Source organism: Actinoplanes oblitus (assembly GCF_030252345.1).
GTDB classification, from domain to species: Bacteria; Actinomycetota; Actinomycetes; order Mycobacteriales; family Micromonosporaceae; genus Actinoplanes; species Actinoplanes oblitus.
The window spans coordinates 4979745-5004105 of sequence record NZ_CP126980.1; the positions used below are offsets into that span (position 1 = coordinate 4979745).

A 24361-nucleotide genomic window follows, 5' to 3' on the forward strand; every position below is an offset into this window, starting at 1 on the left:
TCGGCTCATGGAGCCGAGAGCGCTGACCGAGCGCGAGCGAGCAGTGCTCGACGCGTTGCTGGCCGTGGACTTCGAGGGTGTCGAGGAGCTGCGACGCCAGGCTGCCGAGGCACAGGTCGTCGGCGCGTGCGGGTGCGGCTGCCCGTCCGTCGACTTCCAGGACGGGGTGGGGATGACGGTGCGGGTCGACGGGGCCGTCCGGGGTACCTACGACGCGCTGTTCCTCTACACGTTCGGGGACGGGCGGCTCGGCGGGATCGAGTGGGCCGGCGTCGAGGCGAAGCCGGCCGAGTTCCCGCCGCCCGAGCTGCTGGACATCAGCGTCCCGCCGCCGCCTTCTTCCACATAAGGCGGACGGCGGGCAGCACCTCGGAGACCGCCGGAAGGCCCGGCCCCGGCTCCCGGACGCCCACGGTCAGCGCCGGGGCGGACCGCTCCAGCGAACCGGCCATCCGGTCGATGTCGGTGATGATCGAGCCGGTGAGGACCAGCACGCCGGTGTCGTCGATCTCGGTCCGGACCGTCCGCAGCGTCTGCTGCCGGGCGTCCCGCAGAGCCTGCAGCGATTCCTCGAGGCTGCGCTGACCGGCCCGCGAGGCGGTGTCACCCGGCGCGGCCGAAGCGGCCCGAGAGGCGGACGCGGCCGGCGACGCGGTGTCATCCTGCGCGGCGGAAGCGGCCCGCGAGGAGGCACCGGCCGGCGAGACGGTGTCCTCCGGCGCGGCGGAGCTGGTCGGCGCGGACGAGCCGGCACAGGCAGCGGACTCGGCCCGCGCGGACGAGCCGGTTCGCCCGGGGGAGTCCCCGGTCGCGGGCGTGCCGCCGAACGACACGGTGGTGCCCGCGATCGACGAGGTGCCGGCGTGCCAGAAGCCATCGTGCGGCGCGACACCGGCGTGTGCCGCGAACGCCTCCGACGCCGCGGTCAGCACCGGCCCGATCTGGGCCGGGACCCCGGGTGCCTGCGGTGTCGCGGCCGCGTCGAACATCGTCCGGGCCACCGAGTTGACCTGGTGCACGCCGTGCTCCAGCGCCCGCAGCGTGTCGCGCAGCGGCGTCACCCGGGCGATCGGGGTGGTCAGCGACCAGCGCGCCTGCCGGAGCAGGTCGTCCACTGCCGCGGCCGCCTCGTCCCGGTCGTCGCCGAGTTCGCGGGAGCGGGCCAGCCACTGCGCGGCCTGCTCCCGGCTGTAGCCGTCGCGCGCCCCGGCACCGAGCCGGCCGAGCAGACCGGCGATCTCGGTGGCGAGCCGGGTGAGGTCCCGCCGGGCCCGCTCCAGCGGTGTCATGCCGCCGACCAGCGGGGACAGGATCGCGCCGACCACGATGCCGAGGGCGGTCGCGCCGATCCGCTGCCAGACGAACGTCTCGGTCACCGCGGTGCCGCCGACCATGATGCCGAGCGAGGTGATCGGCACGGCGACCGAGCTGTCGCCGAGGCGCAGCAGCCGGCCGGCGGCCAGGCCGCACCCGGTGATCACCGCGATGGACAGCGGGCTGAGCCCGACCGTGCCCCACACCGCGACGGTGACGGCGATCCCGGCGAGCGTGCCGATCAGCCGCTGGGTGCCCTCGCGGACCGAGGCGTGCGAGCTCAGCTGCACCGACAGCGTCGCCGAGACCGCCGCGGTGACCGGCCCCTCCAGCCGCAGGGTGCTCGCCGCCGACCAGGCGATCCCGGCGGCGACAGCGGTCACCAGTCCGGTGCGGGCGGCGGCCGGATCGATCCAGCCGCGGCACCGGCGGGCCACCCGGCGCAGCCGGGCCGGCAGGTGCGGTCGCAGCCGGGCGAGGGCGGCCCGGCAGGCGGACTCGACGGCGGGCCGGACCTTGCGGCGCAGCACGGCGGTGGTGAGCGCACACAGCAGGAGGCTGGCGGCGACGACGGCGATCGGACGGAGGTGATCAACGAGCTGATGGGGCAACGGAGCGGCTTTCTCTTCCGGGTTCGACACGTGCTTCGGTTCGAAAGCTATCGCCGCCGAGTCGGCATATAGGAGAAATAGCCGGATTGTGACGGCCGTCGCCCCCGGACGAGAAGGCCGGCGCGAGCCGGCATCACCGGCCCTCAGGTCATCCGGAAGACCGGGTGCTCCGGCGTCCAGGAGAGTTTCTCCCGGGCCAGCGCGTTGTCGGCGCCACGCTCCCAGCCGGCCCGCACCGGAGTCACCGGCGGCGCGGGCGCCCCGATCGCCTCGGCGAGGGCGCCGGCCCACACCGGCCCCGGCAGCGGCTGATCGTCCACGATGTTGTAGACCCCGGCCGGCCACTGTACCGCCAGCGCCGCCGCGCTCGCCGCGTCCTCGATGTGCAGGAACGACGTCACCCCGGTACCGACGGTGAAGCCCCCGTCGAGCAGCTGCCGCCCGATCCGCCCATCGCGGTGGTACCAGGTGCCGGGCCCGTAGAACATGCCGTACCGCAGGATCACGTGCTCGGCGATCTCCGCGGCCTGGGTCTCCAGCGCGTGCACCCCGCCGACCGTCACCCCGCGCATCCCGTCGGCGCCCAGGTCGAGCGGCGCCTCCTCGCCGGCCGGCGTGTCACCGGCCTGGTAGGCCCAGGCGATCGACTGCGCCACGATCCGCCGCACGCCGGCTGCCGCCGCCGCGTCGACCAGGTTCCGCGTCCCCGCCCGCCGGATCCGTGCGTTGTCCGCCAGGTTCCCCGCGCCCAGCGCGGTCAGCTGATGCATCAGCACGTCCGGCGCGGCCGCGCGCATCGCCGCGGTCAGCGCCTCCCGGTCGTAGACGTCCACCCGGACGCCGGTGGCGCCCTGCTCGGCCAGCGCCCGCAGGGCGGTGTCACCACGCCTGATCCCGGTGACCTCATGGCCGTCGGCGATCAGCTTCGGGACGAGCAGGCGTCCGATCTGGCCGGTCGCCCCGGCCACGAAGATCCGCATGCGGTAACGCTAGGGCGTCCCGGGGCCGCCACCATGGTCCAATTCGGCATCGGCCGGTTGGGCCATTCCGTCGCCGGTCGCACCTTCCGCGGGAAGCCCCGGCGACTCCAGCCGCTCGCGCCAGAGGCGCAACCCGTCGGCCAGCTGAGCCAGCACCGGTCCGGGCAGCGCGGCGGCCTGCTCGGCCCAGGCCGCCTCCAAGGTGGGCGTCGCCGTGGCCAGGGCCTGCTCGCCGGCCGGGGTCAGGAACAGCAGCGACGAGCGGCGGTCGTCCGGATTGGCGCGCCGCTCGCACCAGCCGCGGGCGACCAGGCGGTCCACGCCCTTGCTGGTGGCGCCGACGGTGATGTCCACCTCGTGGGCGATGTCATAGACCCGGCAGCCGGGCCGGGTGCTGATGATCCGCAGGAACTCCAGGGTGCCGAGCGGCATGTCGTGCCCGGCGCGCAGCCGGGCGTCGATGCGGTTGTAGAGCCGGGTCTCGGTCCGGACGAGATCGGTGAACAGCGATGTGAGGTCCGTCACGCGCGCAACCTTCATTCCAAGGAATTAGCTTCCAAGGAAGCTAGTTATGGAGATAGCTTCCTTGGAAGGAATCTTGCCAGTCCATCGTCTTGGAGGTCGACATGAGCCGACAGCAGCAGCGTGACGCGGTCCGGGCGGCGCTCGCCGCGACGCCGAAGGAGCGCGGGACCGTGGAGCAGGAGCGTGCCGGGTTCGAGCTGTTCGGGACGTCCCGGCCGCTCGCCGACGGCGTGCGCGCGGAGGAGGTGACACTGGGCGGGCGGCCGGCCGTGCGGCTGCGTGGCGATGATCAGTCCCGGACGGTGCTGCTCTATCTGCACGGCGGCGGCTATGTGGTCGGTTCGGCCCGGACCGGCGCGCGGCTCGCCTCGGCGCTGGTCGCCCGGACCGGCGGGACCGGGTACTCGCTGGACTACCGGCTCGCCCCGGAGCATCGGTTCCCGGCGCCGGTCGAGGACGCGCTGGCCGCCTACCGCGAGCTGCTCCGGACCACCGCGCCCGGTGACATCCTGGTCGCGGGTGACTCGGCCGGCGGCGGGCTGGCGGTCGCCCTGCTGGTCGCGGTGCGCGAGGCCGGGTTGCCGCAGCCGGCCGCGGCCGCCGTGTTCTCCCCGTGGACCGATGTGACGGTCAGTGGCGACAGCGTCCGCACCCGGGCCGCCGCCGATCCGCTCTTCGACGCCGCGGCGCTGCGCTGGTACGCCGATCACTATGCGCCGACCGCGGAGGCGGCGCGGGCGGCGAGCCCGATCTTCGCCGACCTGTCCGGGCTGGCGCCGCTGCTGGTCCAGGTTGGCGCCGACGAGCTGTTGCTGGACGACGCGGTGCGGCTGGCGGCGCGGGCCGCCGCCGGTGAGGTCGAGGTGACCCTGGAGGTCGGCCCCGGCCTGCCGCACGTCTACCAGCTCAACTTCGGCGCGCTCGACGACGCCGACGACGCGCTGGACCGGGCCGGCGCGTTCCTGGCCCGCAGGCTGCCGGCCACGGTGGCCGCCTGAGCGTTCCCCCTGCACGATCAAAACCCGTTCGGCGTACGCCGGGAGCGCACCCGCCGTGATCACCACGGGAGGCGCTCCCGGCGTACCGAAAGCGGTCTTTGATCTTGGGGTGTCCGGTCGCGATGCGGGAGAGCATCCGCCGCGCCCGGTGACGTGCGAGGATATGGGCGTTATGTCGAGTATGGCGGTGGGCCGGGGCGGTAGCGAGCTCGACTACCGGTCGCTGTTCCAGGGCGCACCGGCGGCGCTGCTCGTGCTCGACACCGACCTGGTCATCCGCGAGGTCACCGACGCCTATCTGGCGATCACCATGCGCGAGCGCGACGAGCTGCTCGGGCAGCACATCTTCACCGCCTTCCCCAGCAATCCCGGCGAACCCGGCGAACAGGGGGTGGCCCGGCTCGCCGCCTCCCTGGAGCGGGTCTGCCGGGAAGGCGTCACCGACGTGATGGGCATCCACAAGTACGACATCCGGCGGCCCGGCGGCGGCTTCGAGACCCGCTACTGGGCGCCGGTCACCTCGCCGGTCTTCACCCCGGGCGGCGAGATCGCGCTGCTCGTGCACCGGGTGGAGGACGTCACCGAGTACATGCTCGCCCAGCAAGACGGCGCCCTCGGGCGGCTGGCCGGCGAGCTGCGGGCGCGCACCGAGCAGATGGAGTCGGCGCTCTTCGCCCGCCGGCAGGCGCAGGAACGGACGGCGACCATGCAGGCCGCGGTGGACAGCCTGGACATCGCGATCTTCGCGTGCGACGCGCACGGCCGGCCGGTGCTGCGCAACCAGATCGCCCACGACCTGCTCGGCGACCACTGGCCCGAGCAGCTGCGGCCGCCGCTGCGGCGCGCGGTGCGCGGCGAGGTGGTGGACACCGAGGCGGAGCTGCGCCTGCCCGGCCTGCCCCGCCGGATCCTGCGGATCAACGCCCGCCCGATCGCCGGGCAGCCGGGCCTCAGCACGGTGGTGGCACTGCGTGACATCACCGCCCGCCGGCTCGCCCTCCGGCTGCAGGAGGGCGAGCTGGAGGTCACCCACCTGATCGCCCAGGGCCAGCCGTCCGGGGAGACGCTGCAGCAGGTGATGCGCATCGTGGGCACCTCGATCGGCTGGTCGGCGACCGAGTTCTGGGTGCTCGACGAGGTGACCCGGTCGCTGCGCCGCGAAGCCCGCTGGGTCTGGCCGCACCGCGAACCCGGCCGCGCCGGGCCGGCCTGCCTGGGATCGACCGACCGCGGGCCGGGCGACCCCCGGCAGGCGCTGCCGGGACGGGCGTGGCGGGCCGCCGAGCCGGTGTGGGAGCCGACGTCGCCGGACGGCGGCACGCTGGCCATCCCGGTACCGGCCGGGCCGAAACCGCTCGGGGTGCTGGTCTGCTACAGCGACACCGACGACATCCCCGAGGTGCTGCGCGACGGCGTGGTCACCGGGATCGGCGCCCGTCTCGGCGAGTTCCTGGAACGCCGCCGGGCCGAACGCCTCTCCGCCGAGCTGGAACGCACCCGCGACGAGTACATCGCGCTGGTCGGCCACGAGCTGCGTACCCCGCTGACCAGCATCCAGGCGCACACCGAGCTGCTGCTCGACGAACCCGGCCTGGACGAGGACCAGCGCGACGCCCTCGAGGTGATGCGGCGCAACACGGTGAGCCTGCGCGACATCGTGATGCGGCTGCTCGACGTGGCCGGCCTGCGCTGGGGACACATCGCGCTGAACCGGGCGCCGATGGACCTCGCCGGCCTGGTCCGCGAGGTGGCGGCGGCCCGGCCGGACCCGGCCGCCACCAGCCTGTCCCGGACCGGCGCGGCGCTGTCCCGGACCGACGCGTCCGGCGCCCGGACCGGCGTGGTCGTCGCCGAGGCCGGGCCGGTCATCGTCGACGGCGATCGCGACCGGCTGCGGGAGGTGCTGGACGAGCTGCTGGCCAACGCGGTGACCTGGGCGGCCGGCGGCAGCACCGTCGAGGTCACCGTGCGGGCCGACGCGGGGGCGGCGGTGGTGACCGTGTCGAACCTGGGGAAGGGCATCCCGCCCGACGAGCGGGGCCGGCTGTTCGACCTGTTCTTCCGCGGCGAGGCGGCCCGGCACCAGGGCGTTCCCGGCCACGGGCTGGGGCTGACGGTGGCCCGGGCCATCGTCGAGCAGCACGGCGGCACCCTGACGGTGAGCGGGCCGGGGGAGCCGGCCACCACGTTCACGATCCGCCTGCCGGAACGCCGCGACACGGCCTAACTCAGCACGGCGATGTCGGCGGCGGTCAGGCTGCCGGCGACCACCAGGCCGTCGCGCTCGGCGACCGAGGTGACGAAACCGTACGACCCGTCGGTGGCCCGCAGGTCGTGCACCCGCCGGCCGTCCAGGTCGAACGCCATCACCCAGGCGATCGGGGCGGCCTTCGGGCGGACCGCCTCGGGCAGGTTCCAGACCAGCAGGCGCAGCAGGCCGTGGCCGGGCAGCAGCCGGTCGATCAGCGGGTTGCGGGGCGCGGCGATCGCCACCCAGAGCAGGCCGTCGCTGCCCAGCCACATGTTGTCCGGGAATCCGGCCAGCCCGGCCACCAGTGTCTCGGTGCGCCCGGCCGCCGGACCGGACAGCCAGTGCCGCCGGATGCGGTAGCCGGCCGTCTCGGCCACCAGCAGGTACGACTCGTCCGGGGCCAGCACCAGCCCGTTGCCGAACTTCAGCTCACCCAGCAGGGTGGTGACGGTGCCGTCCGGGTCGCGGCGGATCAGCCGGCCGGTGCAGGTGTGCTCGACGATGTCGCCCAGGTGATCGGCGAGGTCCCAGCGGCTGGTCGAGGTGGTGAACCAGATCGTGCCGTCCCGGCCCTGCACCACGTTGCTGGCGAAGGTGAGCGGCTCGCCGTCGACGGTGTCGACCAGGACGTGCACGGTGCCGTCCGGGCGTACCTCGAGGAGCCCGCGGTCGTGGTCGCAGACCAGGACGCCGCCGTCGGCCCGCGGATGCAGGCCGAGCGGGCGGCCGCCGGTGTCGGCCAGCACGGTCCGGTCACCGGTCGCCGGGTCGATCCGGACGATCCGGCCGTCCCCCAGGCCGGTGACGATCCGTCCGTCGTGGTCGAACACGACGTCCTCGGGGCCGCGGCCACCGGTCGGCAGCAGCCTGGCGACGGTCAGTGGGCCGGTCGGGCCGGGGTCGCTCAGCGGCGGCGGCGTCCAGGGGCGCGGCTTGATCAGACGGCGGGCCACGGCGACTCCTTCGATAGGCATCCGTAGCCCCGAATCTAGGCGGCGCCCGTGGCCGCGGTCATCCGTCGCGGGTCATAGGATCGTCCGGTGATCCGATCGTGAGCCTGGGCATCATCGGTCAGGCGGTGGGCCTGTTCGCCGTCACGAACATCGACGACATCCTGGTTCTCGCGCTCTTCTTCGCCCAGGGCGCCGGGCAGCCGCACGTCACCCGCACCATCATGATCGGTCAGTACCTCGGTTTCGCCGGCATCCTGGCCGTCGCCGTGGCGGCCGCGCTCGGCGCCACCTTCCTGCCCGAGGCGGCGCTGCCCTACCTCGGACTGCTGCCGCTCGCGCTCGGCGTCAAGGCGGGTGTCCAGGCCTGGCGCCACCGGCACGACGACGAGGAGGCCACCGCCCGGCCCGCCGACGGCCCGCGGAGCCTGGAAGTGGCGGCGGTGACCTTCGCCAACGGCGGCGACAACATCGGCGTCTACGTCCCGGTCCTCGCCACCGCCGGGGCCGGCGGGATGACCACCTACGCGATCGTCTTCCTGATCCTGGTCGCCGTCTGGGTCGTCGCGGGCCGCTTCTTCGCCACCCGCCCGGTGATCGCCGAGGCACTCAGCCGCTGGGGCCACGTGCTGCTCCCGGTAGTCCTGATTGGTATCGGTCTCCTGATCCTCAGCGAAGGACTTTAGGCCGAAGCGACCCGGCGTCTCAGCGATCCAGGCCGGTCAGGCGGCTCAGGGCGGCGAAGCCGTCGTCGGTGCCCGGCCAGTGCCGCCGGACCGCGCCGAGGCCGGCGCGGCGGACGGTCGAGCGCAGCACGGCGACCACGATGATCGCGTCGTCGGCGTAGCCGAGCACCGGGATGAAGTCCGGGATCAGGTCGAACGGGACGGCCAGGTAGCCGATCAGCAGCCCGAGCCGGATCCGGACGCCGCGCGGCAGGCTCCGGTCGGCGGCCAGGCGGCGCAGCAGGCGCAGCAGGTCGGGCAGCAGCCGGAGGGCCTCGGTGAGCTGCGCCTTGCCCGGCTTGGCGGCGAGCAGGGCGATCAGCAGGGCGATCCAGGTCAGCACCAGCGCCACTCCGACACCGATCAGCGTCCGCCACCACCAGTCCACGCCTGCCATCTTGCCCCAGCGATCCCCGGATGTGGCGGGACCCGCTCACCGACGACGACCGGGTCGCCCATGACCGGCTGGTGCGCTCACCGGCACGGCCGAGTTCGTCGACTGGCTCCACCGGTTGAACCGGTACCCCTAGTCACTTTCTTTAGTATGCAACTCTTTGTATAGTCGCCCCCATGACGAGCCGCTACCCGACGTTGCTGAGCCCGCTGGACCTCGGCCACACGGTGCTGCGCAACCGCGTGGTCATGGGGTCGATGCACACCAAGCTCGAGGACCGCCTCAGCGACCTGCCGAAACTCGCCGCCTACTTCGGCGAGCGGGCCAAGGGCGGGGTGGGCCTGATGGTGACCGGCGGGTACGCGCCGACCTGGCGGGGCTGGCTGGCCCCGTTCGCCAGCCGGATGACCACCCGGCGGCACGCGGACGCGCACCGGGTCGTCACCGACGCCGTCCACGAGCACGACGGCAAGATCCTGCTGCAGGTGCTGCACGCCGGGCGGTACGGCTACCACCCCTTCACCCAGGGCGCCTCCAACCGGAAGTCGCCGATCACCCCGTTCCGCCCGCGCGCCATGTCCACCCGGCAGGTGGAGCGGACCGTCGACAGCTTCGCCCGCGCCGCCGAGCTGGCCCGCCGCGCCGGCTACGACGGCGTGGAGATCATGGGCTCCGAGGGTTACCTGATCAACCAGTTCCTCGCCGCCCGCACCAACGACCGCACCGACGCCTGGGGTGGCTCGGCCGCCAAGCGGATGCGCTTCCCGATCGAGGTGGTCCGCCGGACCCGCGACCGGGTCGGCGCCGACTTCATCGTGCAGTACCGGATCAGCCTGCTCGACCTGGTCGACAACGCCCAGTCCTGGGAGGAGACCGTCGAGCTGGCCCGCGAGCTGCAGACCGCCGGCGTGTCCCTGTTCAACACCGGCATCGGCTGGCACGAGGCCCGGGTGCCGACGATCGTCACCTCGGTGCCGCCGGGCGCCTTCACCTGGGTGACCGGCAAGCTCCGCAAGGAGGTGACCGTCCCGGTCGTCGCCTCCAACCGGATCAACCGGCCGGAGGCCGCCGAGCAGATCCTGGCGGCCGGGGAGGCCGACCTGATCTCGATGGCCCGGCCGCTGCTGGCCGACGCCGAATGGGTGGCGAAGGCCGCGCAGGGGCGGGAACGCGAGATCATCACGTGCATCGCGTGCAACCAGGCCTGCCTGGACCACACGTTCGCGAACCAGCGGGCCACCTGCCTGCTCAACCCGCGTTCCGGGCGGGAGACCGAGCTGGTGCTGCTGCCCACGCGTACCGTGAAGAATCTCGCCGTGGTCGGTGCCGGCCCGGCGGGCCTGACCGCGGCCATCGAGCTGGCCGGGCGCGGGCACCGGGTGACGCTGTTCGAGGCGGCCGGCGAGATCGGCGGGCAGTTCAAGCTGGCCGCGCGGATTCCCGGCAAGGAGGAGTTCGCCAGGACCCTCGACTACTACCGGCACATGATCGACGTCCGCGGCGTGACGCTGCGGCTCGGCGTGCGGGCGACGGCCGAGGAGTTGGCCGGGTTCGACGAGGTGGTGATCGCCACCGGGGTGCGGCCGCGGGTTCCGGAGATCCCCGGCGTCGACCACCCCACGGTGGTCACCTATCAGCAGCTCATCGACGGGGCACCGGTCGGCGACCGGGTGGCGGTGATCGGGGCCGGCGGCATCGGGTTCGACGTCAGCGAGTTCCTGCTGCACGAGCCGCACGAGCCGCTCGGCGACTGGATGCGGCGCTGGGGCGTGACCGACCCGCAGACCGCGCCGGGCGGGCTGGCCACCAAGGTCAAGGTCGAGGCGCGCCGCGAGGTCTACCTGCTGCAGCGCAAGACCACGACGCCGGGCAAGGATCTCGGCAAGACCACCGGGTGGGTGCACCGGACGACGCTCAAGGACTCCGGCGTCACCATGCTCAAGGGCGTGACGTACCGGCGGATCGACGACGAGGGACTGCACCTCACCGTGGGGGAGGAGCCGCGGGTGCTCGCGGTGGACACGGTGATCCTCTGCGCGGGTCAGCTCTCGGTCCGCGAGCTGGTCGCGCCGCTGCGGGAGCGGGGCGTCACCGTGCACGTCATCGGTGGCGCCGACGTGGCCGCGGAACTCGATGCCAAGCGGGCGATCAAGCAGGCCACCGAGCTGGCCAGCCGGATTTAAGGATTGATCATGAAGTATGTGGCCGTGTCCGTCGAGAACGGTATCGCCCAGGTGCGGCTGAACCGCCCGGAGAAGCTGAACGCCCTCACCCTCGACACCCTGGACCAGCTGATCGCGGTGGCCCGCCGGCTGCGCCGCGACCGTCAGCTGCGGGCCGTGGTGATCGCCGGCGAGGGTCCGTCGTTCAGCGCCGGCCTGGACATCGCCGGCACGCTGAAGTCGCCCGGCCGGGTCGCGCGCGCCTTTGTCCCGGCGCCGTGGCGGGGCACCAACAAGTTCCAGGAGGCCTGCTGGGCGTGGCGGCGCATCCCGGTCCCGGTGATCGCCGCGGTCCAGGGCCACTGCTACGGCGGCGGCATCCAGATCGCGCTCGCCGCCGACCTGCGCTTCGCCACCCCCGACTCGAAGTGGTCGGTCCTCGAAGGCAAGTGGGGCATCATCCCGGACATGACCGGCGTACGCACCCTCACCGAGGTGGTCGGCGTCGACGTGGCGAAGAGGCTCACCATGACCGCCGAGCAGTTCAGCGGCACCGAGGCCGCTCGCCTCGGGCTGGTCACCGAGCTGAGCGACGAGCCGGTCAAGGCCGCCACCGCGTTCGCCGAGAGCCTGCTCGCCAAGTCCCCGGACGCGCTCGCCGCCGCCAAGCGCCTCATCGACGGTGCCCTGACCAGCAGCGCCCGCCGCACGTTCGCCCGCGAACGCTGGGAGCAGCTGCGGCTGCTGCGCCTGCCGAACACCGGCGTGCTGCGCCGCGCCGTGCTCAAGAAGGAGACTCCGGCCTTCCGTCCGAGGGCCCGTAAGATGCGCCTGTGGCTCTGAGGAACGCCCTGCTGGCGGCGCTGATCGATCGGGAGTCCTCCGGTTACGACCTGGCCAAACGGTTCTCCGTCTCGGTCGCGAACTTCTGGACGGCCACGCCGCAGCAGCTCTATCGGGAACTGGAGAAGATGGAGGCGGAGGGGCTGCTCACGGCCCGTGTCGTCAAGCAGGACAGGCGCCCCGACAAGCGGTTGTTCTCGGTCACCGAGGCCGGCCGCGAAGCCCTGTACACCTTCACCCGGCAGGACCCGAAACCGACGACGGTGCGGGACGAGTTGCTGGTGCAGGTGGAGGCTCTCGCGTACGCGGATCTGCCCAGCGTCCGGGCGTCGATCGAGTCCCGCATCGCGCAGAGCAGGCAGCGGGTGGCCAGCTACGAGGCTTCGCTCGCGGAGATCCTGGGGGCGCGCAGCCACGAGGACTTCCTGGCCACCGGGAACCGGATCGGGCCGTATCTGACGCTTCAGCGTGGCATCAGCTTCGAGCGGGACAACATCGCCTGGGGGATCCTGGCTCTGGAGATTCTCGCGCGCCGCTTTCCCACCTGATTTCGCTTCCGTACGCCCGGGGCACGGTCCCCGGTGGCGCCGGCTCCCGTCGCGGTCCACAGGTCGCGCGTCGCTGCCGCCCTCTGCCGCTCGTCGCGGTCCGCGCTGCCGCTCGCGGGTCCGCTGCCGGTTTGGTGAGCTGGTGCTCATGGTTGTCTCCCGGGCTGGGATAGGGCCTTGGTGACCAGCCGGGGTTCTTGGGCTGGTGCTGATGGTTGTGTCCCGGGTTGGGATAGGGCTCTGGTGACCAGCCGGGGTTCTTGGGCTGGTGTTCACGGTTGTCTCCGGGGCTGGGACAGGGCCGTCACGGCCAGCTGGGGTTTGGCGATTGGCGGGCGGCGCGGTGCGGGCTGCGTGCGCCGCGCTGGCAGACTGGCTCCGCGAGGCAGGATGTCGGACGGGGTGGGCGGGCGCGAGTACATGGTGAGTGGGAGCGACAAGACGGGGCGATGCCGGCGGTTGCTGGCGGCTCTACTGGTCTGCGGCGTCGCGGCGGGTTGCTCGGGCAGCCCGACTCCGCCCGACTCCGCGCCGCCGCCGAGCGCACCGGCCGGGGTCTCGTCGCCAGGCGCCGGTTCGGCGGCCGGGGTCACGCCGCCGGGCGGCAAGTCGCCGGTCGGGGGCACCTCGCCGGGGATCGGTTCGCCGGCCGGGGACGCGACCGCCGCGCCGGGCTGGCTCGGCACGCGGGTCCTGCCGGTGGGATCGGATGGTTTCGCGGCGGCCGGGGACACCCCGCCGGAGCTGCGCCGGCGGTCCATCGTGACGACCGATGTGCTGTCCCCGCCGGCGGACGGACGGTTCCACGCGACGATCCAGGCGGTGCCGGCGAGTGTGCTCGCCCGTTCGTCGTGGACGTCGGCGTGCCCGGTGAAGGCCACCGACCTGCGCTACGTCACTGTCGGCTTCCGCGGGTTCGACGGGCTGGCGCACACCGGTGAGCTGCTGGTGCACAAGCGGGCGGCGACCGGACTGGTCACGGTGTTCGGCCGGCTGTTCGCCGCGGGCTATCCGATCGAGGCGATGCGGGTGACCGGCGCCGACGAGCTCAACGCGCCGCCGACCGGGGACGGCAACGGCACCGACGCGTACGCCTGCCGCCCGGTCCGCGGGCGCACTTCCTGGTCACAGCATTCGTACGGGCTGGCGGTGGACATCAATCCGTTCCAGAACCCGTACCACCGCGGCAAGGTGGTCCTCCCCGAACTGGCCACCTCCTACCTGGACCGCGGCGACGTCCGGCCCGGCATGATCGAGCCGGGTGGGCCGGTGGTGCGGGCGTTCGCCGCCATCGGCTGGAAGTGGGGCGGCGACTACCGGTCCCTGAAGGATTTCATGCACTTCTCGGCAACCGGCGGCTGAGAGCCTGTTCCTGAACTCGTTTTCGCAGCTCAAGGCATCCACCGACCGTGGGGTGACGCCGTCTGGATGGTCATCAAGACGAGGGCGGTCGGCAGCTGACACCTGAGATTCGTCAGCTACGCGGCGTGACGGTGAGCGGGCCCGCGACATCCGGATCTAGCCGATGTGAGTGCGTTCGGGTCGCCCCGGCGAAACCCTGTTGGGCCTCTCGCTATACCTTTGCGACGGTCTACGCGCCTGCGTATGCGCCATGAATTCGCGTAGTTCAGCCTCGAACTCCCGGGAGTACCGTGCTCGCTCCGCTGATCCTGCTCGCCTTGGCCGGGAACCGCGCACTGCAGCCGGAACACATCGATGCCCTCTTGGCGATGAACGACCCAGATTTGTCACGGGAAGTGGCCCGGGAACAGCGCCTCAGCTCCGCGCAAATCGACCGGCTTGCCGGTAGTGGTCAGCGCGACATCCTGGTGGCGCTGGTCGAGTCAGGTAGCCTAGCGGTGGAGCGTATTCCGGACGATGACCCGTGGGCGCTTCTTGCCACCATCGGCCGGGCCGACGCCCCCGACGACTTGCTGCCCAGGCTTGCCAGCTGGCCGGACCCCGCAGTCCGCCTGGCGCTGGGTGAGCATGCGTCGGAGCGGGCTGATATCGCGTATCTCGTGGCAAACGATGAAGACTGCTCGGTGGCTGCCTGCGCGGCTCGCCTCTGGGAACTTCCCGAGAAGCTGGCGCTGCTGCTATCGGGGCGTGCCGAGGCCTGCGTCCGGACCGCCCTGGCATCGAACATCCATGCTCCAGGCACCATTCTCGCTGACCTGATACGCAATGGCGGCGAGCCAGGGACAACCCCGTGCCCACACCAGCCCGGCGACGCCGCGGCGGTCACGAGACAGGTAAGACTGCTGGCTGCAGGTAATCCCGCGAGTCCCGTAGCCGCAGTCGAGCCGTTGGCAGCCCGACCCGATTCCACATGGGCGCTGACGCTCGCGAGACGATCAGACTTATCTGACGAGACCTATCGGCACCTTCTGGAGCTTCACGACCACGACGTGATGGCTAGCATCGCGGCGAACTGGGCAGCACCTCCCGATCTTCTCCGTGCGCTCTACGACCTCGAGGGCGGCCGGTGGCGACACTGGGTCCTGGCGAATCCACGCACCCCGCTAGACCTGCTGGTGCGCTACAGCCGCGAGGGCGGCTCACCGCCCACCGAATATCACCCTGACCTTGACGGGTTGCTCACGTTGGCCCGAGACGCCGACCCGCGGGTCAGGCTCGTCGCCGCTGCAAGCTTCAGGCTGCCGGCAGACGTCCGCGCAACCTTGATCGACGACGCGGACTTCGAAGTCGCATGCCGAGCAACCCGCTACTACACCGTGTCCGCCGAACAGGTCCGTACGCTCGTGACACGATACGGTTCACGCGTCTTCTCGCAGGTGGCCGGTCACCCCGCTTGCCCGCCCGACGTACTGCTCACCATCGCAACGGACCCGACCAGCTCAGCCGAAGAAATCCTCGACGTCGCGGTACGCGAGTCGGCGCCACCCGCCGCCTTGGCTGCTTGCCTCAGACATCCACATGCGGCCGCCGGCATCGCGGGCAATCCGTCGACGCCGCCGGACATGCTCATCAAACTTGCAGCTCATTCAGATCCCCAGGTCCTATGGGAACTCGCGAGAAATCCGAGTCTCCCCACCGCAGCCGTCGATCTCATCCTCAAGAACTTCGCCGCCAGCTGACCGGCTGCTCTCTCGCCCACGCCATACTTAACTGCCGCCGCCCGTGCTGGCACCGTCGACTCACACCGTATGGCCGCAGCGCACCAGGTCTTCATATATCGTCAGGCATTGTGGCCGCTAGAGAGCGCAGCGCCGGAAGTTGTTGAGGAGCGTCGACGACTCGCGGATGCTGCGCGGGACGTGCTCCTGGCTGCCGGCTTGCCCGTATGGCGCCTCGACAACGGAAGCATCGACTCCGCTGACCCGGTCGTGGGCGCCACCGTTAACGTGGACCCATTCGTAGAGGGTGGTGTCTTCGTCGCCTGGAAAGCGTCGATGGCGATCGTCAACTCCGCTATCAAGGCCCTTGAGGAGAATCGCCTAGATGATCCGGCAATGGAGCGCTACGGCGCCATCATTGCCGCCATGATGCCAGCTGTCGCCCAGTTGCTTACCACGGCCGGGTTCACGGTCGCCGGAACCGACCCGGCGGGCTTTCGGCCACTGGAGCTTGAGATCACCGCAGGCCCCAAGCATGCTAAATAGGCGACGGCTAGCGCCTGCCCCGATTTCGGCCAAGGTGAGGTAGTAGCACTCATCCGCCGCGATCCGGGCGTCGACCCGCTTTTCCTGGTCATCCAGAGTCGCGTTCGCGCCAGGTCGCCTCGCATCCGGCGTCCTGGTCGTCGAGGACCTGGCCGCGCCGTTCGCCATTTTGAGGCCAAAGACGCTAGTCAGGGCATGATCAGCGGTTCAGGAAACAGGCTCTGAGCCGGCGCGGCAGGTGCCGCCCCTGTTCGCGCGATCGCACCCACCACCTCGGACAGCCCGTCGCCGGCGGGGGCCGCCTCGACGAACGGCCGGGTCCCGTCGTGGCCGGCGACCCCCGAGGCGACGGCGTGGGTGAAGCCGGATCGGGCCGCCCCGGAACTGCCGCACCGCGGCACGGACGGGTGCCGGCGACAGCCGCCAAACGGGGTCGGGTCGGCGCGCCGTCGTCAGCCATCGCGCCACGGTAGGACAGGTGGGGGCGGTCGCCGTACCGGAAAGCGGCGGTCCGCTGCTGAAGCGGACCGCGAGCGGCTCGATGTCCGGTAAGGGACAGCGGTGGCGTCGTCCCATACGTATCGTTACCGGGCCGTGTCCTCTGCGTGGTTTGGGGTTTTCGGGCGGCGGGCAGACTGGCAGCGCTTGATGATCTTTCGGCCTGGGGGAGGACCGGATGACCGCGGTGGCGGAGACCGAGGACCTGCAGAAGCGGCGGGCGGAGTTGCGGCGGCGGGAGCTGCTGCTGATCCTGGAGCGGTGGGCGCCGGCCTACCGGGAGGTGGCCGGGGACGCCCTGGCCTACGTGTTCGAGATCGCCGGGGCCGACGAGGGCGAGCAGGCGTTCCTGCGCGAGCACGTGGCGCAGAACGGGATGCCGCAGGTGGTCGGGCGGACCGCCGACGAGATCCTGGAGGCGGGCCGGCAGGCGAACGCGGCGTCGAGCGCGGCGTTCCTGGCGGGCGACTACGACCGGGCCCGGGACCTGATCGACGACGCCCGGCTCTACGGGGCGCTGCTGGAGACCGAGTGGGTCAAGCTGCACCGGTTCATCGCCGCGAAGGCCGCCGCGAGCTAGGCCTCTTCTGGCAAGCTCTCCAGGAGTGCTGGTCAGCGGCGTGAACGGGGAGACACCATGCATCTGAGCCCACCCCTGCGGCATTGGCATCCGGCCCGCGACACCCGGCGGCTGGTCGCCGAGCTGGTGCACAGCCCGAGCGAGCTGCTGGTGCTCATCGGGGTCTGGCTGACCGCGGCGCCACTGATCTTCAGTCACAACTCGGCGGTCAACACGTACGCCGGGTGGAGTGACGTGATCTCCGGGCTGGGGCTGGTGGTGCTCGCCTACCTGCGGGTCATGACGCCGGCCGGGACCACCTGGATGATGCTGCTCACCGCCGCACTGGGCGCCTGGGTGATCGCCGCGCCGTTCGTCCGCGGCTACGCCGAGGTGCGCTCGACCACCTGGAACGACGTGCTGGTCGGCACCGCGGTGATCGCGCTCAGCTTCGCGAGCTGGTGGCTGGGACGCCGGAAGGGCTGAGATCGGTCCGCCCGGAGACTGGTGGGATGTCGAGTCATCTCGCGCTGGCCGTTCTCGAACTGGTCGGGATCTTCGTGTTCGCGATCTCCGGCGCCCTGACCGCCATCCAGAAGGGTTTCGACGCGATCGGGATCCTGATCCTGGCCGAGGTGACGGCTACCGGCGGCGGCGTCGTCCGGGATCTGATCATCGGGGACACCCCGCCGGCGGCGTTCCGGCAGGCCGAGTACCTGCTGGTGCCGTTCGCGGCGGCGGTCGTGGCGTTCTTCGGGCACCCGGTGATGGAACGGCTGACCTTCACCGTGCTGCTGTTCGACGCGGCCGGGCTCGGGCTGTTCTGCGTGACCGGCACGCTGAAGGCGCTCGACCACGGGCTCGGGCCGGTGCAGTCGGCGGTGCTCGGCGTGACCACCGGGGTCGGCGGTGGGCTGCTGCGCGACGTGATCGCCCGGGAGACGCCGGCGCTGGTGCAGGTGGACACCGACCTGTACTCGATCCCGGCGATGATCGGGGCGGCGGCGGTCACCGCCGCCCAGCGGATGGACGCCCCGATGAGCGTGGCGGCGCCGGCCGCCGCGGTGTTCGTGTTCGCGTTCCGGGTGGTGGCGATGGTCCGGCACTGGACGGCGCCGCGGGCCTGGACCCGCCGCCGGGACCGGGCCGGCTGAGCCGGGCACCGGACCGGGTCACGACGGGTGGCCGGGGGACGCGCCCAGCCAGGCCACGCCGCACACCAGCACGACCAGCAGGACGAAGATCCCCAGGAGCCCGAGAACGAACGTACGGCCGCTTACCGTCGGCTTCTCCGGGAGGGCCGGCTCCGCCGCCGCGACGAGTGCCGGATGGAACCACCCGGCGGCCCCGGCGAAGTCGGCCGGATGATCCGCCGGGACCCGGCCGATCGGGGTGACCGGCAGCGCCGCCTCGTCGAAGTCGTCCCCGGCGCCGACGGTGATGACCGAGGCGGAGATCCCGTGACCGGCGAGGGCGCCCAGCGCCAGCGTCGTGTGGTTCACCGCGTCCGGCCCCGGACCGGTCACCACCAGCGCGGCCGCCCCGAGCGCGGCGACCAGGTCGGCGAGCGCCCAGTCCGGCGAGCCGACCGGCACCAGCGGTCCGGCCGGGGCCGCCACCAGCACCACGCCGTAGGCCTGGCGGACCGCGAGCACCAGGTCACGGGCCTGCTCCAGGGTCAGCCGGTCGGCGGCGGACAGCTCCACTATCGCTGCCATCCGGGGCCGGACCGGATCGTCCTCGGTGACCGGCGTCCCGATGATCACCAGGGCCGCCGGGACATCGACCGCGGCGGCCACCGCCGCCGCTCCGAGCCGCCAGTCGACCTCCGCCGAGGTGGCCATGATCATCCACAACCGTCGACGCGCGTCCACGCGGCCACACTAACGGACGGCGATCTCTCGACGCTCACGACGATCACCCGCCAGCGGCCGCACGAGCCGCAGGACTGGTAGTGCACCAGACCGTCGCTGGTCGGGTGGGTGGAGCGGGTCTGCCAAGCATGGTCATCCATGCGGCAAGCGTGCTGTAATGGTCCTGTGCATATCAACCCTTACGGCGAAGACCCGGTGCGGCTCGCGCTCGGCCTGGTGACCGACCCGCCGGTGAGCGCGGCGGATCTCCAGCGGCGGTGCGAGGCGGCCGGCCTGGTCGTCGACGTGCCGGCGAGTGAAGCCGACCTCGCCGAAACCACCCGGTTCCTCGAGGCCTGGCTGGGCGTCGTGGACGCCCCCGGCGAGAGCGCCCGCGCCGACCGGCTCAACGCGCTGCTGGCCGAGGCCGCCGCTTACCCGCGCCTCACCAACCATGCCGCCGACGGCTGGCACCTGCACTATCGCGACCCGGATCGGCCGCTCGCCGCCGCACTGCGCGCCCTGATCAGCGTCGGCACCGCGCTGCACCTGTCCGGCCGCGGCATGCACCGGCTGGGGCGCTGCGCGACCACCGGATGTGAACGGCCGTTCGCCGATCTGAGCCGCACCGGCCGGCAGCGTTACTGCTCGCCGGCCTGTGCGAACCGCGACGCGGTCCGGCGTCACCGCAGCCGCGCCGTCCCGGTCTCCGCCGACAAGGTCACATCTTCCGGTACGACCTGAGCGTCCGCACCGCCTGCAGCGTCACGATCCCCCGCCACTCCAGCCGGGAGGCCGCACCCGGCGGCTCCCAGGCGATCGGCCACCCGCCGTCCGGCTGCTGCGCGCCCGCCAGCTGGTCGAGGTGCGCCGCCAGCTGGGCGTCGTCGAAGAGCCGCCGCCACGGCGAGTCGGCTGTCGCGGCCACGTGCAGCGGGGTGAGGCCGTACTCGCCGGGCTTCGGCATGGACTGGAACATCGGCGACGACGTCATCCGCTCCAGCACCACCGGCGCCGCCTTCTCCGCGCGGGCCCGGTCAGGCACGTACGCCAGGAACGTCATCGCCTCGCCCAGCGCGTGCACCTCGTCCGGCAGCTCCCCGGACTCGATCACCCGCCAGCAGTACGCCGTCGCCGCCTCCCGCCACTGATGCTCGAACCCCAGCCGGTGCAGCAGCCCGGCCAGCCCGGCCGTCGGGTTGAGCCCCGGCGCGTAGGTCCACTCGGTCCAGTGCGCGGCCCGCGGATAGTCCTCGATCACCGGGAAGGCCAGCGGCACCGACCCGTCGGCGGCGGCCACCCCGCTCAAGAAGTCACACGCCGCTTCGAGCAGGCCGGCATCGGCCGCCCCGGCTGCGGCGAGCGCCTGGACCGCTACCTCCACGTCGACCGGCAGGCTGGCCGGGCAGCGCTTGTCCGGTTCCAGGCCGTGCCCGAACCCGCCGTCCGCGTTCCGATAGCCGCGCAGCGCCGCCACCACCCCGTCGGCGGGCGCGTCCCGGAACAGTGTGTCGAAGAGGCGGCGCTCCAGCAGGCGGGCTTCGGCCCGCAGGAAACGCTCGGCGGCGAGGAACTCATCGGTCATGACAGGCAGGCTAGGTGCGCCGGCTTGGGCTCGTCTTGTAAGAATCGGACATGAGCTACGTGGAGTTGGCGCCGCCGGCAGCGCTGCGGGGAGTCGCCACCTGCCTGTGGCGCAGCACGATCCCGGACCGTCCGCGGCGCGCGCCGATCCTGCCGGACGGGTGCGTCGACCTGATCTGGGAGAGCGGGCGCGGTGCGTTCCTGGCCGGCCCGGACACCGGCCCGGTGCCGGATCACACGCCGGGCGGGCGCACGCTGGTTGGGGTGCGGCTGCGGCCGGGGGCGGGCGGGACGCTGCTCGGCGTACCCCTGGAACCGCTCCGGAACCTGCGCCCGGATCTGACCGACCTGCGTCCGGGAGCGGCGCTCCGGCTGCCGGGCGACCTCCCGCCGGCCGAGGCGTTGCGCCGCCTGGTGGCGCTCACCGGCGCGCTGTCGCGGGAACGGCCGCCGGATCCGGCGCTGCTGGAGGCGGTGCGGCTGCTGAGGGACCCGCGGGTCCGGGTGCCGTCCCTCGGCGATCGTCTCGGCATCGGTGACCGGCAGCTGCGGCGCCGGTTCAGCGCGGCGGTCGGTTACGGGCCGAAGACGTTGCAGCGGATCTTCCGGTTCCGCCGCTTCCTGAGCCTGCTGGGCCAGGGGAGTGCCGCCGAGCTGGCGGCCCTGGCCGGATACACCGACCAGGCCCACCTCACCCGGGAGACCGTCGAGTTCGCCGGGCTCACCCCGGCGGTGCTGGCCCGCGCCCGGACCGTGGATCAGCAGTAACCGGACGGGCACTCGCCGCTGGCCAGCAACTCGTACTGCCGGCAGCGGGGGCAGATCGGCCGGTCCGGGCGTGGCGCCGGCTTGCTCGCCCGGGTCGACGCCGGCTTCGGCGCCGCAGCGGCCCGCGGCGTGCGTGGCGCCTTCGCCGGACCGCCCGCCTTGCGCATCTCGACCGCCTGCACGGCGGCGGTCAGGATCGCGTCGTAGTTGGCGTCGATCAGGTCACCGTCGACACTGACGAACGGCACCGGGTCGTCCGGGTCCTTCACCGTCGCGCCGACGATGGTGCCGGCCACCTCGTCGGCCTGGGCACGCGCCACCGCGATGTCGACCCCGCCCGGGTGGATGTGCACCGCCGTGTTCCGCGCACCCTGCGGCCGGACCTGGATGCTGCGGCCGACCGGCTTGACCTCGACGGTCGTCCGCCCGCGAAGCTCCAGAAGCAGTCGCGCCACCGACGGCGCCGCTCCGATCCCCTCGGATTCCGCTTCCACGTCCTGGTAGTCCATGTGTTCCTCCCGATCCCCGTGCACGCCCATGTCCGGCACCGAGATGCCGCGCGTGAGGCCGCCGTTGGCGAGCCTACCCGGCGCGATGATCGCCCATCGGCAACCGGGCTCCCTCCTTCGCCGCCGGGCCGTTTCCCTCGAGGTTCACCGATTCGGGTACGCCCTGAGCACCGCACCCCGGTCGCCGCCGCGTCCACCGCCCGACCTGCGCTCATGACCGTGAAGCCGGCGGCCGGCCGGGCCGTTCGCCGCCGCGCGCCAACGCCTCATCGGTGCTGGCCATCCCGCGTGGCCCGCCCGCTCGTGGCCGCTGCGGCCTTCGATCTCCCCGCCCGCCCTGCCCGCCCCGCCTGCTCGTGGCCGCTACCGCCTTCGATCTCCCCGCCCTGCCCGCCCCGCCTCGACCGACGACCTGCCGAACCGGAGTCAACCTATCTTCCTAGGATGCCCTACGGGATGCGAGGTACACGGCACCGGTGCCGTCGGGAAAGACGCCTGGGCGGCACTCGACCGGGGTGACGTTCCGGCCCGCAGCCGGTGGGTCCGTCCGCGGGGTGGTACCGGGAGCGGCCGGCTTGCCCGACGAGGCTTTCCGCCCGGCGCGGCTGGGCTTGGTGGCGTGCTCCCCGTAGCGTCTAGCGACGCCGGTCGATCGGCGTCGCGGGAGGGGGTGCCGATGGAGGGGGACACCAGGCGGGGCTGGCTCGGCTTCGGCGCTGCCGTCGCGCCACATCTCGCCCTGCTCGGCTGTCTGCTGGTGCAGTCGGTGCGGCACGGGTGGGTGGCCTACTACGGCGTACTGGAAATCTTTCTGGCGCCGCTCGGGGTGATCGCCTCGCTTCTGCTGTGGTTCTCGAAGCCGGCCCGGGCCTTCGCCGGCGGGGTGGCCGGCGGCACGGCGGCCGGCTTCGCGCTGGTGGGCCTGTTCGTGCTGGCGGTGGGCGCCGCGGGCGGTGGCTAGGCCCTTGATGCTGGTGAGACCGCTTGTTCGAGTGTCGCGAGTGCGTTGCTGATGAGCGAGCAACGCGGTCCAGGAAAGGGCCAGAACCCGGGCAACGGCAACGCGGGAAACAACGCGCGAGCAGGTCTGCGACGGCTCGGGTTGGACCTTTCGGGCCCGTGCTGAGGCGCGGGCCCGGATCATGCTGTCGGCCCGAACGGCGCCGGAAAAGACCACGACGCATCTGGTGGCGCGGGCTCACGGACACCGGGGCGGCCTTGGGCGTGCCGACCGGTGGCGGCGCCGCGATGGCCGCGGTGCTGGTCACGGTGTTCGGGCCGACGCTGTCCGGCTGGCAGACCGAGCTGCTCGCGCAGCCGGCCGTGTGGACGGTGCCGCTCGCGTTCACGGTGATGGTGGCGGGCTCGCTGCTGCCCCGCGGCCGGGTGCCGACCGACGTGGGCGCGACGATGCTGGCGGCCGCACGCCCCGGGGATTCCCGTTAAAGAAACTTTAAGGAACGCTTGCTCAGCGTCATGAACGGCTGCCACATCATCGCTCGTATATCTCGGCACAAGCAGTACCGAAACGAAAAGGAGCCGTGCATGTATCGACGCGGAGTCAGCAGCCGGACGCGCAAGCTGGTGATGGGAGGTGTCGCCGCAGCGCTGCTCGGCTCGGCGCTCGCGGTCGGCACGGGGATGAGCCAGGCTGCCGTCCAACCCGGAGCCGGCTCTGGTGACATCAACGCGTTGGTGCCGGCGCTGGGTTTCAGCCCGGGCAATCCGGACGCGACGGCCGACCGCGTAGGCCCTACCGGGGTGAAAGTTCCCGGTCGCTGCCCACCCACTCAAGCCCAGGTGAACGCGCAGGTTGCGCTCAAGAATGCGAACTTTCCGAGTGGAGCGGACCTGGAAAGCCGCATTCAGCGTTTTGAGAAAACCTTGTCGGCGATTCAAGACTTGAAATGCCCCGCAGCTTCCACGACTTTGCTGGGCCGGTTGAAATCTTTGACCGCGCTGCGCGCGAACGCGGACCGCGACAACATCCTGCGTGGTTTGGGTTTGAACGAAACGCCAGCGGACAGAGCCGCCGCGGGATCCGGTGACGCGGCCGGGAGCGGAGCGACGGGGAACACCGGAGCCGGCTCCGGTGACATCAACGCGTTGGTGCCGGCGCTGGGTTTCAGCCCGGGCAATCCGGACGCGACGGCCGACCGCGTAGGCCCTACCGGGGTGAAAGTTCCGGGTCGCTGCCCACCCACTCAAGCACAGGTGAACGCGCAGGTTGCGCTCAAGAATGCGAACTTTCCGAGTGGAGCGGACTTGGAAAGCCGCATTCAGCGTTTTGAGAAAACCTTGTCGGCGATTCAAGACTTGAAATGCCCCGCAGCTTCCACGACTTTGCTGGGCCGGTTGAAATCTTTGACCGCGCTGCGCGCGAACGCGGACCGCGACAACATCCTGCGTGGTTTGGGTTTGAACGAAACGCCAGCGGATAAAGCCGCGGGGAATGCGGCGCCGCAAAACGCGCCAGCGAAATAAGCGGCTCGCGGGGCGGCGCCGCGGACAACGGCAACCTGATCCTTCGCGGATCCTGATCCACCGCACGGCACCACCGCGCCGGAGGCCCTCGCACCACGGGGGTCTCCGGCGCGTCCGTGTGCGGGCCATGCGCGCGGTGATCTTCGGCTACTTCGGCACGCTGACCGACCCCGGCGCTG

Annotated in this window: 25 protein-coding genes and 1 pseudogene; 18 read left to right on the forward strand and 8 right to left on the reverse strand. The window is 72.1% G+C overall.

Going from position 1 to position 24361, the window contains the following annotated elements:
- Window positions 1-7: 7 nt before the first annotated feature.
- Window positions 8-349, forward strand: coding sequence for a hypothetical protein (locus Actob_RS22325; RefSeq protein ID WP_284913728.1), 342 nt, complete (start codon window positions 8-10; stop codon window positions 347-349).
- Here the strand turns inward: Actob_RS22325 and Actob_RS22330 are convergent.
- The 3 genes from Actob_RS22330 to Actob_RS22340 form a co-directional block, all read right to left on the reverse strand.
- Entirely contained in the window at window positions 318-1955 is a 1638-nt protein-coding gene (locus Actob_RS22330; RefSeq protein ID WP_284913729.1) for an FUSC family protein, read from the reverse strand. The genes Actob_RS22325 and Actob_RS22330 overlap by 32 nt on opposite strands.
- 113 nt (window positions 1956-2068) lie before the next feature.
- The gene (locus Actob_RS22335) at window positions 2069-2905 is read right to left on the reverse strand and encodes an NAD-dependent epimerase/dehydratase family protein (RefSeq protein WP_284913730.1); all 837 of its coding nucleotides are present in this window, start codon (window positions 2903-2905) and stop codon (window positions 2069-2071) included.
- 9 nt (window positions 2906-2914) lie between these two features.
- Window positions 2915-3430, reverse strand: a complete 516-nt coding sequence (locus Actob_RS22340) for a MarR family winged helix-turn-helix transcriptional regulator (RefSeq protein ID WP_284913731.1) — start codon at window positions 3428-3430, stop codon at window positions 2915-2917.
- A gap of 101 nt (window positions 3431-3531) precedes the next feature.
- Here Actob_RS22340 and Actob_RS22345 point away from each other — a divergent pair, with 101 nt between their 5' ends.
- On the forward strand, window positions 3532-4428 hold the full coding sequence (locus Actob_RS22345) for an alpha/beta hydrolase (RefSeq protein ID WP_284913732.1): 897 nt from the start codon (window positions 3532-3534) through the stop codon (window positions 4426-4428).
- A 172-nt stretch (window positions 4429-4600) separates the two neighbouring features.
- Entirely contained in the window at window positions 4601-6655 is a 2055-nt protein-coding gene (locus tag Actob_RS22350; RefSeq protein ID WP_284913733.1) for a PAS domain-containing sensor histidine kinase, read from the forward strand.
- Here Actob_RS22350 and Actob_RS22355 read toward each other — a convergent pair.
- Complete coding sequence (locus Actob_RS22355; protein ID WP_284913734.1) at window positions 6652-7632, reverse strand: SMP-30/gluconolactonase/LRE family protein; 981 nt, start codon at window positions 7630-7632, stop codon at window positions 6652-6654. The genes Actob_RS22350 and Actob_RS22355 overlap by 4 nt on opposite strands.
- A 98-nt stretch (window positions 7633-7730) precedes the next feature.
- Here Actob_RS22355 and Actob_RS22360 point away from each other — a divergent pair, with 98 nt between their 5' ends.
- The gene (locus Actob_RS22360; RefSeq protein ID WP_284913735.1) at window positions 7731-8315 is read left to right on the forward strand and encodes a cadmium resistance transporter; all 585 of its coding nucleotides are present in this window, start codon (window positions 7731-7733) and stop codon (window positions 8313-8315) included.
- Window positions 8316-8334: 19 nt separating this feature from the next.
- Here Actob_RS22360 and Actob_RS22365 read toward each other — a convergent pair whose 3' ends face one another.
- The gene (locus Actob_RS22365) at window positions 8335-8742 is read right to left on the reverse strand and encodes a YkvA family protein (RefSeq protein ID WP_284913736.1); all 408 of its coding nucleotides are present in this window, start codon (window positions 8740-8742) and stop codon (window positions 8335-8337) included.
- 182 nt (window positions 8743-8924) lie between these two features.
- On the opposite strand from Actob_RS22365, the gene Actob_RS22370 reads away from it, so the two are divergent.
- The 9 genes from Actob_RS22370 to Actob_RS22410 all read left to right on the forward strand — a co-directional run bounded on the left by Actob_RS22370 (window position 8925) and on the right by Actob_RS22410 (window position 18138).
- The gene (locus tag Actob_RS22370) at window positions 8925-10931 is read left to right on the forward strand and encodes an NADPH-dependent 2,4-dienoyl-CoA reductase (protein WP_284913737.1); all 2007 of its coding nucleotides are present in this window, start codon (window positions 8925-8927) and stop codon (window positions 10929-10931) included.
- Between the two features lie 9 nt (window positions 10932-10940).
- On the forward strand, window positions 10941-11753 hold the full coding sequence (locus Actob_RS22375; RefSeq protein WP_284913738.1) for a crotonase/enoyl-CoA hydratase family protein: 813 nt from the start codon (window positions 10941-10943) through the stop codon (window positions 11751-11753).
- Window positions 11744-12301 (forward strand): PadR family transcriptional regulator, encoded by a 558-nt coding sequence (locus Actob_RS22380; protein ID WP_284913739.1) that lies wholly within the window; start codon window positions 11744-11746, stop codon window positions 12299-12301. Before Actob_RS22375 ends, Actob_RS22380 begins: the two co-directional genes overlap by 10 nt.
- 390 nt (window positions 12302-12691) lie before the next feature.
- The gene (locus Actob_RS22385) at window positions 12692-13663 is read left to right on the forward strand and encodes a M15 family metallopeptidase (RefSeq protein ID WP_284913740.1); all 972 of its coding nucleotides are present in this window, start codon (window positions 12692-12694) and stop codon (window positions 13661-13663) included.
- A gap of 290 nt (window positions 13664-13953) precedes the next feature.
- The gene (locus Actob_RS22390) at window positions 13954-15402 is read left to right on the forward strand and encodes a hypothetical protein (protein WP_284913741.1); all 1449 of its coding nucleotides are present in this window, start codon (window positions 13954-13956) and stop codon (window positions 15400-15402) included.
- Between the two features lie 69 nt (window positions 15403-15471).
- On the forward strand, window positions 15472-15927 hold the full coding sequence (locus Actob_RS22395) for a hypothetical protein (RefSeq protein WP_284913742.1): 456 nt from the start codon (window positions 15472-15474) through the stop codon (window positions 15925-15927).
- 676 nt (window positions 15928-16603) lie between these two features.
- Complete coding sequence (locus tag Actob_RS22400) at window positions 16604-17005, forward strand: hypothetical protein (RefSeq protein ID WP_284913743.1); 402 nt, start codon at window positions 16604-16606, stop codon at window positions 17003-17005.
- A 57-nt stretch (window positions 17006-17062) separates the two neighbouring features.
- A complete protein-coding gene (locus tag Actob_RS22405) occupies window positions 17063-17470 on the forward strand; it encodes an SPW repeat domain-containing protein (RefSeq protein ID WP_284913744.1) in 408 nt (135 codons plus the stop codon).
- A gap of 26 nt (window positions 17471-17496) precedes the next feature.
- A complete protein-coding gene (locus tag Actob_RS22410; RefSeq protein ID WP_284913745.1) occupies window positions 17497-18138 on the forward strand; it encodes a trimeric intracellular cation channel family protein in 642 nt (213 codons plus the stop codon).
- Between the two features lie 18 nt (window positions 18139-18156).
- Here Actob_RS22410 and Actob_RS22415 read toward each other — a convergent pair whose 3' ends face one another.
- A complete protein-coding gene (locus Actob_RS22415) occupies window positions 18157-18858 on the reverse strand; it encodes a hypothetical protein (protein ID WP_284913746.1) in 702 nt (233 codons plus the stop codon).
- Between the two features lie 165 nt (window positions 18859-19023).
- Here Actob_RS22415 and Actob_RS22420 point away from each other — a divergent pair, with 165 nt between their 5' ends.
- Entirely contained in the window at window positions 19024-19581 is a 558-nt protein-coding gene (locus tag Actob_RS22420) for a CGNR zinc finger domain-containing protein (RefSeq protein WP_284913747.1), read from the forward strand.
- Here Actob_RS22420 and Actob_RS22425 read toward each other — a convergent pair.
- Window positions 19559-20422, reverse strand: coding sequence for a hypothetical protein (locus Actob_RS22425; protein ID WP_284913748.1), 864 nt, complete (start codon window positions 20420-20422; stop codon window positions 19559-19561). The genes Actob_RS22420 and Actob_RS22425 overlap by 23 nt on opposite strands.
- Before the next feature lie 50 nt (window positions 20423-20472).
- Between Actob_RS22425 and Actob_RS22430 the strand changes: the two genes are divergently transcribed.
- On the forward strand, window positions 20473-21189 hold the full coding sequence (locus Actob_RS22430; protein WP_284913749.1) for a helix-turn-helix domain-containing protein: 717 nt from the start codon (window positions 20473-20475) through the stop codon (window positions 21187-21189).
- On the opposite strand, the gene Actob_RS22435 is transcribed toward Actob_RS22430, so the two are convergent.
- Window positions 21180-21698, reverse strand: coding sequence for a hypothetical protein (locus Actob_RS22435; RefSeq protein WP_284913750.1), 519 nt, complete (start codon window positions 21696-21698; stop codon window positions 21180-21182). The genes Actob_RS22430 and Actob_RS22435 overlap by 10 nt on opposite strands.
- Window positions 21699-22374: 676 nt before the next feature.
- Here Actob_RS22435 and Actob_RS22440 point away from each other — a divergent pair.
- The 3 genes and pseudogenes from Actob_RS22440 (at window position 22375) to Actob_RS22450 (ending at window position 24182) form a co-directional block, all read left to right on the forward strand.
- On the forward strand, window positions 22375-22659 hold the full coding sequence (locus Actob_RS22440) for a hypothetical protein (protein ID WP_284913751.1): 285 nt from the start codon (window positions 22375-22377) through the stop codon (window positions 22657-22659).
- A 221-nt stretch (window positions 22660-22880) separates the two neighbouring features.
- Window positions 22881-23144: pseudogene (locus Actob_RS22445) on the forward strand (cation acetate symporter); the annotation flags it as partial.
- Window positions 23145-23243: 99 nt separating this feature from the next.
- Window positions 23244-24182, forward strand: coding sequence for a hypothetical protein (locus Actob_RS22450; RefSeq protein ID WP_284913752.1), 939 nt, complete (start codon window positions 23244-23246; stop codon window positions 24180-24182).
- Window positions 24183-24361: the final 179 nt, after the last annotated feature.

Coding starts and splice junctions, on each gene's coding strand:
- Actob_RS22325 (WP_284913728.1), top strand. CDS start 8: ATGGAGCCGAGAGCGCTGACCGAGCGCGAGCGAGCAGTGCTCGACGCG.
- Actob_RS22335 (WP_284913730.1), bottom strand. CDS start 2,905: ATGCGGATCTTCGTGGCCGGGGCGACCGGCCAGATCGGACGCCTGCTC.
- Actob_RS22345 (WP_284913732.1), top strand. CDS start 3,532: ATGAGCCGACAGCAGCAGCGTGACGCGGTCCGGGCGGCGCTCGCCGCG.
- Actob_RS22350 (WP_284913733.1), top strand. CDS start 4,601: ATGTCGAGTATGGCGGTGGGCCGGGGCGGTAGCGAGCTCGACTACCGG.
- Actob_RS22370 (WP_284913737.1), top strand. CDS start 8,925: ATGACGAGCCGCTACCCGACGTTGCTGAGCCCGCTGGACCTCGGCCAC.
- Actob_RS22375 (WP_284913738.1), top strand. CDS start 10,941: ATGAAGTATGTGGCCGTGTCCGTCGAGAACGGTATCGCCCAGGTGCGG.
- Actob_RS22385 (WP_284913740.1), top strand. CDS start 12,692: ATGTCGGACGGGGTGGGCGGGCGCGAGTACATGGTGAGTGGGAGCGAC.
- Actob_RS22395 (WP_284913742.1), top strand. CDS start 15,472: ATGGCCGCAGCGCACCAGGTCTTCATATATCGTCAGGCATTGTGGCCG.
- Actob_RS22400 (WP_284913743.1), top strand. CDS start 16,604: ATGACCGCGGTGGCGGAGACCGAGGACCTGCAGAAGCGGCGGGCGGAG.
- Actob_RS22405 (WP_284913744.1), top strand. CDS start 17,063: ATGCATCTGAGCCCACCCCTGCGGCATTGGCATCCGGCCCGCGACACC.
- Actob_RS22410 (WP_284913745.1), top strand. CDS start 17,497: ATGTCGAGTCATCTCGCGCTGGCCGTTCTCGAACTGGTCGGGATCTTC.
- Actob_RS22425 (WP_284913748.1), bottom strand. CDS start 20,422: ATGACCGATGAGTTCCTCGCCGCCGAGCGTTTCCTGCGGGCCGAAGCC.
- Actob_RS22430 (WP_284913749.1), top strand. CDS start 20,473: ATGAGCTACGTGGAGTTGGCGCCGCCGGCAGCGCTGCGGGGAGTCGCC.
- Actob_RS22435 (WP_284913750.1), bottom strand. CDS start 21,698: ATGGACTACCAGGACGTGGAAGCGGAATCCGAGGGGATCGGAGCGGCG.
- Actob_RS22440 (WP_284913751.1), top strand. CDS start 22,375: ATGGAGGGGGACACCAGGCGGGGCTGGCTCGGCTTCGGCGCTGCCGTC.
- Actob_RS22450 (WP_284913752.1), top strand. CDS start 23,244: ATGTATCGACGCGGAGTCAGCAGCCGGACGCGCAAGCTGGTGATGGGA.